Annotated in this window: 14 protein-coding genes; 9 read left to right on the forward strand and 5 right to left on the reverse strand. The window is 55.9% G+C overall.

Annotation, left to right across the window (positions count from 1 at the left end; all coding sequences use genetic code 11):
• The first annotated feature begins 193 nt into the window (after positions 1-193).
• Positions 194-1,567, forward strand: coding sequence for an anaerobic C4-dicarboxylate transporter DcuC (gene dcuC / locus V7Q49_RS09800; RefSeq protein ID WP_333850694.1), 1,374 nt, complete (start codon positions 194-196; stop codon positions 1,565-1,567).
• Between the two features lie 87 nt (positions 1,568-1,654).
• Positions 1,655-2,464, forward strand: coding sequence for a ribonuclease I (gene rna, locus V7Q49_RS09805; protein ID WP_333850695.1), 810 nt, complete (start codon positions 1,655-1,657; stop codon positions 2,462-2,464).
• On the opposite strand, the gene V7Q49_RS09810 is transcribed toward rna, so the two are convergent.
• Positions 2,458-3,087 (reverse strand): flavin reductase family protein, encoded by a 630-nt coding sequence (locus V7Q49_RS09810; RefSeq protein WP_333850697.1) that lies wholly within the window; start codon positions 3,085-3,087, stop codon positions 2,458-2,460. The genes rna and V7Q49_RS09810 overlap by 7 nt on opposite strands.
• Positions 3,088-3,497: 410 nt before the next feature.
• On the opposite strand from V7Q49_RS09810, the gene rnk reads away from it, so the two are divergent.
• A complete protein-coding gene (gene rnk / locus V7Q49_RS09815; protein ID WP_333850699.1) occupies positions 3,498-3,908 on the forward strand; it encodes a nucleoside diphosphate kinase regulator in 411 nt (136 codons plus the stop codon).
• 71 nt (positions 3,909-3,979) lie between these two features.
• On the opposite strand, the gene V7Q49_RS09820 is transcribed toward rnk, so the two are convergent.
• Positions 3,980-5,218: a zinc-dependent alcohol dehydrogenase gene (locus V7Q49_RS09820; protein ID WP_333850702.1), complete on the reverse strand. Its 1,239-nt coding sequence runs from the start codon at positions 5,216-5,218 to the stop codon at positions 3,980-3,982.
• Between the two features lie 225 nt (positions 5,219-5,443).
• Between V7Q49_RS09820 and uspG the strand changes: the two genes are divergently transcribed.
• The gene (gene uspG / locus V7Q49_RS09825; protein WP_333850704.1) at positions 5,444-5,872 is read left to right on the forward strand and encodes a universal stress protein UspG; all 429 of its coding nucleotides are present in this window, start codon (positions 5,444-5,446) and stop codon (positions 5,870-5,872) included.
• Between the two features lie 55 nt (positions 5,873-5,927).
• Here the strand turns inward: uspG and ahpF are convergent, their stop codons facing one another.
• The gene (ahpF, locus tag V7Q49_RS09830; RefSeq protein ID WP_333850706.1) at positions 5,928-7,493 is read right to left on the reverse strand and encodes an alkyl hydroperoxide reductase subunit F; all 1,566 of its coding nucleotides are present in this window, start codon (positions 7,491-7,493) and stop codon (positions 5,928-5,930) included.
• A 189-nt stretch (positions 7,494-7,682) separates the two neighbouring features.
• On the reverse strand, positions 7,683-8,246 hold the full coding sequence (gene ahpC, locus V7Q49_RS09835; RefSeq protein ID WP_032617008.1) for an alkyl hydroperoxide reductase subunit C: 564 nt from the start codon (positions 8,244-8,246) through the stop codon (positions 7,683-7,685).
• 355 nt (positions 8,247-8,601) lie between these two features.
• Here ahpC and dsbG point away from each other — a divergent pair, with 355 nt between their 5' ends.
• Together dsbG and citR are read left to right on the forward strand one after the other, a co-directional pair.
• Positions 8,602-9,348: a thiol:disulfide interchange protein DsbG gene (dsbG, locus tag V7Q49_RS09840; RefSeq protein WP_333850709.1), complete on the forward strand. Its 747-nt coding sequence runs from the start codon at positions 8,602-8,604 to the stop codon at positions 9,346-9,348.
• Positions 9,349-9,571: 223 nt separating this feature from the next.
• Positions 9,572-10,486 (forward strand): DNA-binding transcriptional repressor CitR, encoded by a 915-nt coding sequence (citR, locus tag V7Q49_RS09845; RefSeq protein ID WP_333850711.1) that lies wholly within the window; start codon positions 9,572-9,574, stop codon positions 10,484-10,486.
• Between the two features lie 103 nt (positions 10,487-10,589).
• Here the strand turns inward: citR and V7Q49_RS09850 are convergent, their stop codons facing one another.
• Entirely contained in the window at positions 10,590-11,750 is a 1,161-nt protein-coding gene (locus V7Q49_RS09850; RefSeq protein ID WP_333850713.1) for a pyridoxal phosphate-dependent aminotransferase, read from the reverse strand.
• 121 nt (positions 11,751-11,871) lie between these two features.
• On the opposite strand from V7Q49_RS09850, the gene V7Q49_RS09855 reads away from it, so the two are divergent.
• Genes V7Q49_RS09855 through V7Q49_RS09865 form a run of 3 tightly spaced genes read left to right on the forward strand, consistent with a single transcriptional unit; the run spans position 11,872 to position 13,711 of the window.
• A complete protein-coding gene (locus tag V7Q49_RS09855) occupies positions 11,872-12,486 on the forward strand; it encodes a methylthioribulose 1-phosphate dehydratase (protein WP_333850715.1) in 615 nt (204 codons plus the stop codon).
• Positions 12,483-13,172 carry an acireductone synthase gene (mtnC, locus tag V7Q49_RS09860; protein WP_333850717.1) on the forward strand — a complete coding sequence of 230 codons (690 nt, stop codon included), beginning with the start codon at positions 12,483-12,485 and terminating at the stop codon, positions 13,170-13,172. Before V7Q49_RS09855 ends, mtnC begins: the two co-directional genes overlap by 4 nt.
• Positions 13,169-13,711, forward strand: coding sequence for a 1,2-dihydroxy-3-keto-5-methylthiopentene dioxygenase (locus tag V7Q49_RS09865; RefSeq protein WP_333850719.1), 543 nt, complete (start codon positions 13,169-13,171; stop codon positions 13,709-13,711). Before mtnC ends, V7Q49_RS09865 begins: the two co-directional genes overlap by 4 nt.
• Positions 13,712-13,801 lie beyond the last annotated feature (90 nt).

Below are 13,801 nucleotides of genomic sequence, written 5' to 3' on the forward strand. Positions count from 1 at the left end.
CTGAAACCAATACAAGACCAACCCGCGCCCATTAACGCCACTACAGCAGCAAAATCGGCCTGGATACCTCTTTAGTAGTCGTTTTATTGATTTTGGTCAGCGAGGCCGGACCATTATTTCGGCACATTTTGTCACCTTAATTTCATTGCTACTTTCTCCTTTCGCTCTGGGGCGTCGGGAAACTGAGGGATCCATGCTAACGTTTATCGAGCTCCTGATCGGGGTGGTCGTCATTGTCGGCGTCGCGCGCTACATCATCAAAGGCTACTCCGCCACCGGGGTGCTGTTTGTCGGCGGCCTTGTCCTGCTGATCGTCAGCGCCCTGATGGGCCATAAGGTGCTGCCGTCCAGCGCCACCAGCACCGGCTACACCGCAACCGACATCGTCGAATACATCAAAATCCTGCTGATGAGCCGCGGTGGCGATCTGGGGATGATGATCATGATGCTCTGTGGGTTTGCGGCCTATATGACCCACATCGGTGCCAACGATATGGTGGTCAAGCTGGCTTCAAAGCCGCTGAGCTATATCAACTCCCCTTACCTGCTGATGATTGCCGCCTATTTCGTGGCCTGTCTGATGTCGCTGGCCGTCTCCTCGGCAACCGGCCTGGGCGTACTGCTGATGGCCACCCTGTTCCCGGTAATGGTCAACGTGGGGATCAGCCGCGGCGCGGCGGCGGCTATCTGTGCCTCCCCGGCAGCGATTATTCTCTCCCCGACCTCCGGCGACGTGGTGCTGGCCGCCAAAGCCGCCGAGATGCCGCTGATCGACTTCGCCTTTAAAACCACCCTGCCGATCTCCATTGCCGCCATTATCGGCATGGCGATTGCGCACTTCTTCTGGCAGCGCTATCTCGATAAAAAAGAGAACATCTCCCACGAAAGACTCGACGTCAGCGAAATCACCACCACGGCACCCTCGTTCTACGCCATCCTGCCGTTTACGCCGATTGTCGGGGTGCTGATTTTCGACGGTAAATGGGGACCGGAGCTGCACATCATTACCATTCTGGTTATCTGCATGCTGCTGGCGGCGGTGCTGGAGTTTGTGCGCGGCTTCAATACCCAGAAGGTCTTTAGCGGCCTGGAAGTGGCCTATCGTGGCATGGCGGATGCCTTCGCCGGCGTGGTGATGCTGCTGGTGGCGGCCGGGGTCTTTGCCCAGGGGCTGAGCACGATCGGCTTTATCCAGAGCCTGATCTCCATCGCCACCTCGTTCGGTTCCGCAAGCATTATCCTGATGCTGGTCCTGGTGGTGCTGACCATGCTGGCGGCGATGACGACGGGTTCGGGTAACGCGCCGTTCTATGCCTTCGTGGAGATGATCCCGAAACTGGCGCACTCTTCCGGCATCAACCCGGCATACCTCACCATCCCAATGCTACAGGCTTCTAACCTGGGCCGTACCATCTCTCCGGTCTCCGGCGTGGTGGTGGCCGTCGCCGGGATGGCGAAAATCTCGCCGTTCGAGGTGGTAAAACGCACCTCGGTTCCGGTGCTTGTCGGCCTGGTGATCGTGATTATCGCCACGGAAGTGCTGGTGCCAGGCACCGCGGTGGGTTAACCCCCTCTCAGCATAAAGCGCCTGCGGGCGCTTTTTGTGCTTTAATCATTCCCAGCAATACCCTGCTTCCAACCATCAGGAATTGACATGTTCAGAAAGGATTTCGTTTTCGCTCTCAGCGCAACCGCAGCTGCACTGTGCGCACTCCCCGCGCAGGCTGCCCCGCTTCAGGCAACGCAATACGCGGATTTTGATCGCTACGTGCTGGCGCTCTCCTGGCAGTCTGGCTTTTGCCAGAGCCTGCATGACCGCAACCGCGCAGCGCCCGACGAGTGTCGCCTGCAAAAAGAGCGTGACGATAAAACAACGATCCTCACCGTGCATGGCCTGTGGCCGGGCTTACCGAAATCCATCGCCGCGCGCGGGGTCGACGATCGCCGCTGGATGCGCTATGGCTGCGCGACCCGCCCGATCCCCAACATGCCCGAGGTGAAAGCGGGCCGTAAATGTGATGCGGCCGAGACCGGCCTGTCGCTGACGGGTGCAGCTAAGCTGAACGAGGTGATGCCCGGTGCGGGCGGCAACTCCTGCCTGGAGCGTTACGAATATGCCAAACATGGGGTCTGCTTCGGCTTCGATCCTGATGCCTATTTCGGCACCATGGTGCGGATGAATCAGGAAGTGAAGGCCAGCGGGCTTGGGCAGTTCCTGGCGGCAAACTACGGTAAAACCGTCACCCGCAGCGCGTTCGACACCGCGGTCGCTAAGAGCTGGGGCCCGCAGACGGTCAAAGCCGTCAAGCTCAGCTGCAGCGGCAACCCGGCCTATCTCACCGAAGTGCAGCTCACGCTGACCGCCGCCAGCATTAATGCTCCGCTGACGACCGCCTCATTTATTGCCCAACCGCACCCGGGTAACTGCGGGAAGCAGTTTGTCATCGATAAAATCGGTTACTGACCGCCCGTTTTTCGGGCGTCCGGGCGAACCAGGTCAAAACGCTGATCCTCACCGATGGCGAAGTACGCCGTCGGGCCACCCGCGCGCAGGACTGGCTGCGCTCTTGCCGTCTGATAAATGCCGTCATCCAGCAGGCTTTCATCAATGTGGATCCCGACCACTTCCCCCAGTACCAGCCAGGTATCGATCTCAGCACCGTTTGCCGCCGTCAGCTGGATGCACTGCGACAAGCGGCATTCAAAGTTGACAGGGCTTTCCGCGACCCGCGGCACTTTCACCACCCGGCTTTCTGCTTTGGTCAGCCCGGCACGTAAAAACTCATCTTCACCGTGCGGCAGGCTGGCGGAGGTTTCATTCATGGCGCTGGCCAGCCCGCGAGTGGTGAGATTCCAGACAAACTCCCCGGTCTCAACAATATTGCGCACGCTGTCTTTCCAGCCGGTGCTGGCAAAGCCGATGACAGGCGGATGGTAGTTAAAGCAGTTGAAGAAGCTGTACGGTGCCAGATTCGGGCGTCCTTCAGCATCGCAGGAGGCAATCCAGCCAATCGGGCGGGGTCCAACAATGGCATTTAACGGGTCATGCGGCAGGCCGTGTCCCTGGGAAGGTTGATAAAAGTACATAGTGCTCTCTGGGAAATTCAGAAATAAAGACCGGCAGGCACGGATTACGCTTCGCTCATCCCCCTACCCCAAGAGGATCAGCGTAACGCAATCCGTAGAAAAGTAAGACTGAATTTCGTGCTACAGTCTTCGTTGTTCTGCTGTTATGGGTGTGTCACGCTACATAACCTGCGCTTTAGAAGGATAATCCAAATTTTAGAAGGATCATCTTTTTTGGCTGAATTTCATACTAATGACCCAGTTGACGCCCGCGGATAACATCCACACCATGAATGTGACACTCATCACTTCAAACCGGGGCACAGACTCAGTATTATCAGACTTAGTTAAACCCTCGCTACCGGATGGCGAGGGTTTTCTTTTGGCTTCTCTTCTGCGGTTGTCGCAGCATTAACGACATGGAGTAAATAATGTCCAGACCCACAATCATCATTAACGAACTCGATGCTGAGCGTATCGACCGCCTGCTGGAGCAACCGGCGTTTGCCTCGCTGCCCGTCGCCGCTGCGTTGAACGACGAACTGGATCGCGCGCAGATGTGCGCTCCGCAGGATATGCCCGCTGACGTGGTGACCATGAACAGTCAGGTGAAATTTCGCGATCTGACCACCGGTGAAGTGCGCACCCGCACGCTGGTCTATCCGGCGCAGATGACCGACAGCAGCACGCAGCTGTCGGTGCTTGCGCCGGTGGGTGCCGCGTTAATTGGCCTGCGTACCGGCGATACCATCCACTGGGAACTGCCGGGCGGTACCGCCACGCATCTGGAGGTGCTGGAACTTGTCTGGCAGCCTGAAGCGGCAGGCGAATACCTGCGCTGATCCCATCTGAACAAGCGTTAACCCGCTTTGCCCAGAGGATGCCAGGGCATCCTCTTTCCGCCTCTTCGCACTCAGATAACGCCGCCCGGCATAGGGTTGACCAGCCCGGTAACCCGCTCTTTTGCCACTTGCGCGCTTTGTGCCCCGGGCACCAGAATAATTTTCCGGCAATCTTCCTGACGCTTATCAAAGATCTCGTAGCCGCGGGCTGCCTCTTCAAACGGCAGATAGTGGGTGACGATCTCTTCAGGCGTGATCAGCCTCTGCTCGATTAACGGCAACAGTTCACCCAGCCAGGCGTGAACGTCGGTCTGCCCCATTTTAAAGGTCAGCCCTTTGTCGAAGGCGTCGCCAAACAGGAAACCGTGAATAAAGCCGGCATAGACGCCCGGCACGCTGACGATCCCCCCGCGCCGTACCGCGGCAATACACTGCCGCAGGGCTTTACCGCTGCTGCCCTCGAGCTTGAGGTTGGTCAGTACCGTTTCCGTGGTGCTCCCTTTGGCCTCAAAGCCGACCGCATCAATGACCGCATCCACCCCGCGCTGGCCCCGGGTCTGCTCAATGATTTTTTCTGCGGCGTCGTCGTCGTGGTCAAAGTTAATCGGGATCGCGCCATACCGGTCCTGGGCGAAACGCAGCCGGTAGTCGTGATGATCGACGATAAAAATCTGCTCGGCCCCGAGGTAACGTGCGCAGGCGATGGTCAGGAGCCCCACGGGCCCGGCACCGAACACCGCAACGCTGCTGCCCTGGGTAATCTGGGCATTTTTAGCGGCCTGCCAGGCGGTGGGGAGGATGTCCGACATGAACAGGACTTTATCGTCTGACAGCACCGGCGGTACCTTGAACGGCCCGACGTTGCCTTTCGGCACGCGAACATATTCCGCCTGGCCGCCGGGTACGCCACCGTAGAGATGGCTGTAACCAAAGAGCGCAGCCGGAGGCGGGATCTGTTTTTTATTCAGGGTCGCGCCGGGCCCGCTGTTGGTGTTTTCGCAGGCGGCGTACTTCTGCATACGGCAGAAAAAACAGTCGCCGCAGGCGATGACAAAGGGGATCACCACTCGATCGCCCTTGGCGAGATTTTTCACCTCTCGCCCGGTCTCCACCACCTCACCCATAAACTCATGGCCGAAGATATCGCCATGTTCCACCTTGGGTATCTTCCCGTGATAGAGATGCAAATCCGAACCGCAGATCGCGGTGGCGGTGATGCGCAGAATGATATCGTCATCTTGCTCGATGGCCGGATCGGGTACTGTTTCAACTTTTACGTTATGGGGTCCGTGATACGTCAATGCTTTCATTCGACCTCCGGATTCAGAGAAAAAATGCGGGTTTACCTTAAAAGGGTAGCCATCAGCAGGGATATACCGGGAAATTGCGCGGCTTTGGGATTATTCCTGGATTTACAGCGGCACGGCAAAATGCCAACAAACGAGGCGATATTAAAAAGTGTCAGCGAGCTATCAGAATCTGATTATATTTTGTGTTTGAATGGATTAAGCGTAAATACACAGGGAGAAACGGTTATGTACCAGACGATTATTATGCCGGTGGATGTTTTTGAGATGGAGTTGAGCGACAAGGCGATCCGCCACGCTGAATTCCTGGCGCAGCAGGATGGCATTATTCACTTACTGCATGTTTTACCGGGCTCGGCCACCTTTGGGTTGCATCGCTTTGCCGCCGATATGCGCCGCTTCGAAGAGCATATCGAAAAGGAAGCACAAACCCGCCTGAAGACCATGGTCAGCCATTTCAGCATCGATCCGTCGCGGATCAGAACCCATGTCTGCTTTGGTAACGTGCGCGACGTGGTGAACGAGGTGGCCAACGAGCTAAAAGCCGATATCGTGGTGATCGGGTCGCGTAACCCGTCCATCTCCACCCACCTGCTGGGCTCGAACGCCTCCAGCGTGATAGGCCACGCCCGGATCCCGGTGCTGGTCGTGAGATAAAAAAAGAGGCTACCGTCAGGTAGACTCTTTGCTTTGCAGGTGTTGTCTTACGTTCTTATGCTGTTTTGGTACGGATCAGATGATCAAAAGCGCTCAGGGAGGCTTTCGCGCCTTCGCCGGTCGCGATGATAATCTGTTTGTACGGCACGGTGGTGCAGTCGCCCGCCGCAAATACGCCCTTCACGCTGGTTTCACATTTGGCGTCGATGATGATCTCGCCCATGCGGTTGCGCTCAATCGCGCCTTCCAGCCAGGTGGTGTTTGGCAGCAGACCAATCTGGACGAAGATGCCCGCCAGCGGCACGCTGTGCACATCCCCGCTCACGCGGTCGCGGTACTCAAGACCGGTCACTTTGCTGCCGTCGCCTTTCACTTCGGTGGTCTGCGCGTTGAGAATGATATCGACGTTTTTCAGGCTGCGGACTTTATCCTGCAGAACCTGGTCGGCCTTCATCTCTGGTGCGAATTCCAGCAGTGTGACGTGCTCAACGATACCCGCCAGGTCGATGGCTGCTTCAACACCGGAGTTACCGCCGCCAATTACCGCGACGCGCTTGCCTTTAAACAGCGGGCCGTCGCAGTGCGGGCAGTAGGTCACCCCTTTGGTACGATACTGATCTTCACCGGGCACGTTCATGTTGCGCCATTTAGCACCGGTAGCAATGATGATGCTACGGGCTTTCAGCACTGCGCCAGAGGCCGTTTCAATCTCATGGAAGCCGCCTTCCTGCGCCGCAGGCACCAGTTTGCTGGCGCTTTGGCTGTCGATCACATCCACTTCATATTCGCTGACGTGCGCTTTCAGGGCGCCAGCCAGTTTCTGGCCTTCGGTTTTCGGCACGGAGATATAGTTTTCGATATCCACCGTATCCAGCACCTGGCCGCCGAAGCGTTCGCCCATCAGACCGGTACGAATGCCTTTACGGGCAGAGTAAACCGCAGCCGCCGCACCCGCCGGGCCGGAGCCGACAATCAGCACGTCGTAAGCGTCACGCTTGTTCAACTCTTCCGCCGCGCGTTTTTCAGCGCCGGTATCCACTTTGGCGACGATGTCTGTCAGCGTCATGCGACCCTGACCGAACTCTTTTCCGTTCACAAACACCGCCGGAACGCCCATCACGTTGCGATCGGTGATTTCGCTCTGGAACACGCCGCCGTCAATCGCGGTGTGTTTGATGCGTGGGTTCAGCACCGCCATCAGGTTCAGGGCCTGCACCACGTCAGGGCAGTTGTGGCATGACAGCGAGTAGTAGGTTTCGAACTCAAAATCACCGTCGATATCGCGGATCTGCTCCAGCAGCGCCTGCGCCTCTTTCGACGGGTGACCGCCGGTCCACAGCAGCGCCAGCACCAGGGAGGTAAATTCATGTCCCAGCGGAGAACCGGCAAAACGCGGTCCCTGGGTGGAGCCTGGGTTGGTGATCAGGAAGGACGGCTTGCGCACCGGCAGGCTGTTATCTTCTTTAAAGCTCACTTTCGCAGACAGTTCGGCGATTTCCGCCAGCAGTTCCTTGATTTCTGCCGATTTAGCGCTGTCATCCAGCGTGGCAATCAGCTCAACAGGTTTAGTCAGCTTCTCAAGGTAGGCTTTGAGCTGGGTTTTCATATTTGTGTCGAGCATTATTCATCTCCTGCTTAAAAAACATCATCATGCAAGCGGCCTTATCCGGGCTGCCTGAATGCAACTTGCATCATGGTATTTGAATGAAATGGGCGCAGATGCGCCCATTGATTGCCGGGTGGCACTTCGTTTACCCGGCCTACAGTGTTGTAGGCCCGTGCAAGCGCAGCGCCGCCGGGCTTTTCAGATTTAGATCTTACCGACGAGGTCTAAAGAAGGTGCGAGGGTCGCGTCGCCTTCTTTCCATTTCGCCGGGCACACTTCGCCTGGGTGAGAAGCAACATACTGAGCCGCTTTGATTTTGCGCAGCAGGTCGGATGCGTCACGGCCAATACCTTCAGCGGTAACTTCGATGGCCTGGATGATGCCCTGCGGGTCAACGATAAAGGTGCCACGGTCGGCCAGGCCTTCATCTTCACGCATGTTTTCAAAGTTACGGGTCAGGGCGCCAGTCGGGTCACCGATCATCGCGTATTTGATTTTAGCGATGGTTTCAGAGCTGCTGTGCCATGCTTTGTGGGTGAAGTGGGTGTCGGTAGAGACAGAGTAAACGTCTACGCCCAGCTTCTGCAGTTCTTCGTAGTGATCTGCAACGTCACCCAGTTCGGTCGGGCAGACGAAAGTAAAGTCAGCCGGGTAGAAGAAGAACACGCTCCAGCGGCCTTCGGTATCTTTCTCGGTGATCTCTACGAAGTCGCCGTTTTTGAACGCCTGGTTTTTGAAAGGTTTGATTTTGGTGTTAATTAAAGACATCTGTACTTCCTCCGTGTTTTCGTTGAGAGCTAAGGTAACCAACTTTGCCGTTTCGGGCTAATGCGTTTGCTGTATCAAATCAATCAGCAATACCTAACAACCCGGATGGAGGCCGCAAAGTAAAAAGGCCGCCTGACGGCGGCCCTGATACCTGAGCTACCCGTGGGTAACATCAGTGCCAGCCGAAGCTGGCGATGCGTTGCGCTCTACATTACCTTTAGCAAGGTCGTAACAGCGAAGTGGATTACACCACCCACCCAAAGAAAGGGCAATTGGCTGACAGGGTAATAATACCTATGATTGCGATAGGTTTTACCGAAGCCGCTCTTTGCCATTGATTTTATAAGGATTACTCATGTTAAGATCCGCCCTGCTCCTCGCCTTTTTCCCCCTTCTCGCCCATGCCGAAGAGCTGCCTGCCCCGGTTAAAGCCGTAGAAAAACAAGGCATCACTATTATTAAACCCTTTGAAGCACCCGGCGGGATGAAGGGCTGGCTGGGTAAGTATCAGGATATGGGGGTCACCATCTACCTGACGCCGGACGGCAAACATGCTATTTCCGGGTACATGTATGATGAACAGGGCAATAACCTGAGCGAGCAGGTGATTCAGAAAGAGCTCTATGCCCCCGCCGGGCGCGAGCTGTGGCAACGCATGGAGAAGGCCGAATGGCTGCTTGACGGCAAGAAAGACGCCCCGCGGGTGATCTATGTCTTTGCCGATCCTTTCTGCCCCTACTGCCTGCAATTCTGGCAGCAGGCACGTCCGTGGGTAGACGCGGGGAAAGTGCAGCTGCGTACCCTGCTGGTGGGGGTCATTAAGCCTGAAAGTATGGGTGCCGCAGCGGCTATCCTCACCGCCACGGATCCGGCGAAAAGCTGGCATGACTACGAACAATCCGGCGGGAAAATGGCGTTGACAGTGCCCTCCGCCGTGCCTCCCGCACAGCAAAAAACATTAAAAAACAATCAGGAAATAATGGATGCGCTCGGGGCCAGCGCCACTCCCGCGCTTTATTACATGAATAATGCAAATGAATTACAGCAGGTGGTGGGCCTGCCCGATAATGAGCAACTCAATATGATGATGGGCCCGCGTTAATACAGGAGTGGCGGCGTAATTTCAACAGCGCCGCCCAACTTTCGCGGATAAAATTATTAGAACAACCGTGCTGCCTTTATTTCATTAATCTACAGCCATGATATATTAAGCTGGAATTTAAACTCAGTTAAGTTAACCAGTCAAATGGATGGAGAATGGCTAACTTACTTCTATAGTTATCGTGTATAAGATCCCGGTAACGCACAGCTAATCAGGATGAATTATGGCTAACCTCTACGATCTGAAGAAATTTGACTTGAATCTGCTGGTCATATTCGAGTGCATCTACCAGCATCTGAGTATCAGCAAGGCGGCTGAAACCTTGTTTATTACCCCCTCTGCCGTGAGTCAATCGCTACAGCGTTTACGCAATCAGTTGAACGACCCGCTGTTCATCCGTTCCGGTAAAGGCATCACCCCCACCACCGTGGGCGTCAATCTGCATAAGCATCTTGAACAGAACCTGAACCAGATTGAGCAGACCATTAACATCATGCATGGTTCTTCGCTGGAGAAAAGCATCGTCGTCTATGCCCCTCAGGCATTGACCCCGGATCGGCTGTTCATGCCCATGAAAAAGCTGATACGGGAACACAACTATGAGATTGAGTATCATGACCTGCTGCTTTCCAGGGATACCGCAGAAGACCTGCTGGCCTACCGTAAAGCCGACCTGATCTTTTCGTTTATGCCCATCAATAACCGCTCTGTTGTCTGTACGCATTTTATGACAATGCCGATGGCCGTCGTTTGTCGGCAGGGGCATCCGCGTATTGGGGAGAGCGTCACGCTGGAGCAGTTGTATGAGGAAAAATTCACCTATTTCATCACCAACGAACCCGGCGTCAGTCACTTCCGTACCGAGTCAGAAAAACATTTTGCGGACAGGAAAATCGGTTTTCGCAGCGACTCTTTCTTCTCACTCATCAATATGATCAGCTCATCTAATTTGCTGGGTTATATTCCTGAGCTCGTCTATAACCAATATCGTGACACCCTGAAACTGAAAAGGGTAAACGCCCCCTTTGAGTTACCCATCGTTAATATTTATATGATGTATAGCCGTGCGGCATTAACCAGTACGATCTTTTCCAGCTTTATTGACCAGGTCAGCACCGAAGGATTTAAGTATGATTGATGTTAAAAATAATATTTCTGGTTTATTTTTAGCATCAACTAAATACACCGGAATGATTTTATTATCCCGGTGTATTTAATTTAACGCGCGAGGTGTCTACGGCTCAGAGCGATACCAGCCGTTCCGCCGCCGCCAACAGCGTGGCTTCCTGTTTGGCAAAGCAGAGGCGAATAAGCTTATGCGGGAACGGGTCGGCGCAGAACACCGACAGCGGTATTGCCGCCACGCCCACCTCTTTGGTTAACCACTGGCAAAAACTGACGTCATCCAGATCGGAAATAGCGCTGTAGTCCGCCAGCAGGAAATAGGTCCCTTCGCAGGGCAAAATCTCCAGCCGGCTGGCGCTCAGCGCGTCGATAAACAGATCCCGGCGGGCGCGATAAAAGTCCGGCAGCTCCCGGTAATGTTCCGGCTGGTTACGCAGCATATCGGCAATCGCCAGCTGTGCCGGGGTGTTGACGGCAAAGGTCAGGAACTGATGCACCTTGCGCAATTCGGCGCTGATAGCCGCCGGTGCCACGCAGTACCCCACCTTCCAGCCGGTCATATGGAAGGTTTTCCCAAACGACGAGACGGCAATCGCCCGCTCCCGCAGCTGCGGATGAGCCAGCACGCTGGCATGCCCCGCGTCAGCAAAGCAGATGTGCTCGTATACTTCATCGCTCAGGACATAGATTTCGCGTTCGGCAATGGCCTGCCAGAGGGCGGCGAAATCCGCCTGCTGCCATACCGTTGCCGACGGGTTATGCGGGGTGTTGAGGATCACCAGCCGGGTTTTGTCGCTCAGCAGCGCCGCAAAGGCCTGCCAGTCCGGGCGGAAGTGCGGCGGCTGCAGCGCCACACGCTTGACCACGCCCCCTGATAATTCAATCGCCGGGGCATAGCTGTCGTAGCTGGGGTCAAAGCAGATCACCTCATCGCCGGTGCGTACCAGCGCGGTAATGGCCGCGTACAGGGCTTCGGTCGCCCCGGCAGTCACGGTGATCTCGCTGTTGGCATCCGGTTGATAGCCATAGAGTTCGGCGGTTTTATCGGCAATCGCCTCGCGCAGCGGTTGCGCCCCGGTCATTGGCGCATACTGGTTAGCACCGTTCGCCACATGCCAGGCCAGGCGTTGTTGCAGATAGTCCGGACCATCGAAATCGGGAAAACCTTGCGACAGGTTTATCGCCTTGTGCTGCTGCGCCAGGGCGCTCATCTGGGTAAAGATGGTGGTGCCGAGAGCAGGAAGTTTACTCTCTGGAATCAATGGGTTATTGCTCATTTCGACAGGCCTGTATGTAATACATATGTTGCTGCCACTATAACACGATGTTAGTATTTGGCAATCAAGACGCTTAGACGTCTAAACCATAATGATATTCCTGGCCGAAGAGGTAAGAAGGATGACAGACAACCTGCAACTCACATCCCTGGTCGACGCCTGTCACTGGATCGGCGCAAAGGGCTGGGCTCCCGCCACCGGGGGCAATATGTCCGTGCGTCAGGACGCTACCTGGTGCTGGCTCAGCGAATCCGGTAAGGACAAAGGCAGCCTGACCCCCGAGGATTTCCTGCAGGTTGAGATTGCCACCAACCGCGCCCCCTCCGGGCGTAAACCTTCGGCGGAAACCGGCCTGCATACCCTGGTCTATCGCCTCTTCCCCGAAGCCAACGCGGTGCTGCATGTCCATACGGTGAACGCGACGGTGCTGTCACGATGGGTCAAAGAGCCGGAGCTGCTTATCAGCGGCTTTGAGATGCAGAAATCCCTCAGCGGGCAGACCAGCCATCTCGATACCGTGCCGATTGCCGTGTTTGATAACGACCAGGACATTGACGCGCTGGCCTCCCGAATCGCCCATTACGCCGAGGAACGTCCGCTTAATTATGGTTTTCTTCTGCGCGGTCATGGCTTAACCTGCTGGGGACGCGACGTGGCAGAGGCCCGGCGTCACCTTGAAGGCCTCGAATTCCTGTTCGAGTGCGAGATGCGTTTACGACAACTGGAGAGAGTATGATTCGCGCGATTGTGACGGATATTGAAGGCACCACCAGCGATATTCGTTTTGTCCACAATGTCCTGTTCCCCTATGCGCGCGAGCGGCTGGCGGCCTTTGTCAGCGCCCAGCAGTATGCCGAACCGGTGAACACTATTCTGGACAACCTGCGCGAAGAGATTGGCGAGCCGCAGGCCAGCACCAGCGATTTGATCAACACCCTGTTCGCCTTTATGGACGAAGACCGCAAATCGACGGCGCTGAAAGCGCTGCAGGGCATCATCTGGCAGGACGGCTACGTCAACGGCGACTTCACCGGCCATCTCTACCCGGACGTTTTGCCTTCGCTTGAAAAATGGAAGTCGCAGGGCATTGATTTATATGTTTATTCATCAGGCTCCGTGGCGGCGCAAAAACTGTTATTTGGCTACAGCGACGAAGGTGATATTACTCATCTGTTCAGCGGCTATTTTGATACCCACATCGGTGCCAAGCGCGATGTGCAGTCTTATCAGAATATTGCGGCACAAATTGGCGCAGCCCCCTCGCAGATCCTGTTCCTGTCGGATATTCATCAGGAACTGGACGCCGCAGAGCAGGCGGGTTTCCGCACCCTGCAGCTGATTCGCGGCGATGATGACGGGGCCAGCCATCATCATCAGGTGCACCAGTTCGACGACATCAATCCGGAGCAGATCCCTTCATGAGCGCATTGACCATTTTTTCCGATAAAGAGGCCAGCGAGCCGCAGTGGCACAGCACCGACGCAGAGGCGATCCAGCAGCAGCTGAACGCCCGAGGCGTCCGCTTTGAGCGCTGGGAAGCCGACCGCGATTTAGGCCGCGATCCGGCTCCCGACGCAGTGATTAATGCCTATCAGCACGCCATCGACAGGCTGGTGGCAGAGAAAGGTTATCAGAGCTGGGACGTGATCAGCCTGCGTGCAGATAACCCGCAAAAAGAGGCCCTGCGCGCGAAGTTTCTTAATGAGCACACCCATGGCGAAGACGAAGTGCGTTTCTTTGTCGAAGGTGCCGGACTGTTCTGCCTGCACATTGAGGACCAGGTCTATCAGGTACTGTGTGAAAAAAACGACCTGATTTCCGTGCCCGCCGGCACGCCGCACTGGTTTGATATGGGCTCCGAGCCGAACTTTACCGCGATCCGTATTTTCGATAACCCGGAGGGTTGGGTCGCGCAGTTCACCGGCGACGCGATTGCGGATGCGTATCCAAGATTGCCGTAGGTTTTTCCCCTCACCCCGGCCCTCTCCCCTAGGGGAAAGGGAGAAAAGACCGCACCGTGCCCCTATGAGATTAGGGTGAGGGCGAGGGAG

Source organism: Leclercia sp. (assembly GCF_036780805.1).
Classification (GTDB): domain Bacteria; phylum Pseudomonadota; class Gammaproteobacteria; order Enterobacterales; family Enterobacteriaceae; genus Enterobacter.

What these genes read in the sequence shown, in the direction of transcription:
- ahpC (WP_032617008.1), bottom strand. Translation starts at nt 8,246, where the DNA reads ATGTCTTTAATTAACACCAAAATCAAACCTTTCAAAAACCAGGCGTTC.
- rnk (WP_333850699.1), top strand. Translation starts at nt 3,498, where the DNA reads ATGTCCAGACCCACAATCATCATTAACGAACTCGATGCTGAGCGTATC.
- uspG (WP_333850704.1), top strand. Translation starts at nt 5,444, where the DNA reads ATGTACCAGACGATTATTATGCCGGTGGATGTTTTTGAGATGGAGTTG.
- V7Q49_RS09850 (WP_333850713.1), bottom strand. Translation starts at nt 11,750, where the DNA reads ATGAGCAATAACCCATTGATTCCAGAGAGTAAACTTCCTGCTCTCGGC.
- dsbG (WP_333850709.1), top strand. Translation starts at nt 8,602, where the DNA reads ATGTTAAGATCCGCCCTGCTCCTCGCCTTTTTCCCCCTTCTCGCCCAT.
- dcuC (WP_333850694.1), top strand. Translation starts at nt 194, where the DNA reads ATGCTAACGTTTATCGAGCTCCTGATCGGGGTGGTCGTCATTGTCGGC.
- citR (WP_333850711.1), top strand. Translation starts at nt 9,572, where the DNA reads ATGGCTAACCTCTACGATCTGAAGAAATTTGACTTGAATCTGCTGGTC.
- V7Q49_RS09810 (WP_333850697.1), bottom strand. Translation starts at nt 3,087, where the DNA reads ATGTACTTTTATCAACCTTCCCAGGGACACGGCCTGCCGCATGACCCG.
- mtnC (WP_333850717.1), top strand. Translation starts at nt 12,483, where the DNA reads ATGATTCGCGCGATTGTGACGGATATTGAAGGCACCACCAGCGATATT.
- ahpF (WP_333850706.1), bottom strand. Translation starts at nt 7,493, where the DNA reads ATGCTCGACACAAATATGAAAACCCAGCTCAAAGCCTACCTTGAGAAG.
- V7Q49_RS09820 (WP_333850702.1), bottom strand. Translation starts at nt 5,218, where the DNA reads ATGAAAGCATTGACGTATCACGGACCCCATAACGTAAAAGTTGAAACA.
- V7Q49_RS09855 (WP_333850715.1), top strand. Translation starts at nt 11,872, where the DNA reads ATGACAGACAACCTGCAACTCACATCCCTGGTCGACGCCTGTCACTGG.
- V7Q49_RS09865 (WP_333850719.1), top strand. Translation starts at nt 13,169, where the DNA reads ATGAGCGCATTGACCATTTTTTCCGATAAAGAGGCCAGCGAGCCGCAG.
- rna (WP_333850695.1), top strand. Translation starts at nt 1,655, where the DNA reads ATGTTCAGAAAGGATTTCGTTTTCGCTCTCAGCGCAACCGCAGCTGCA.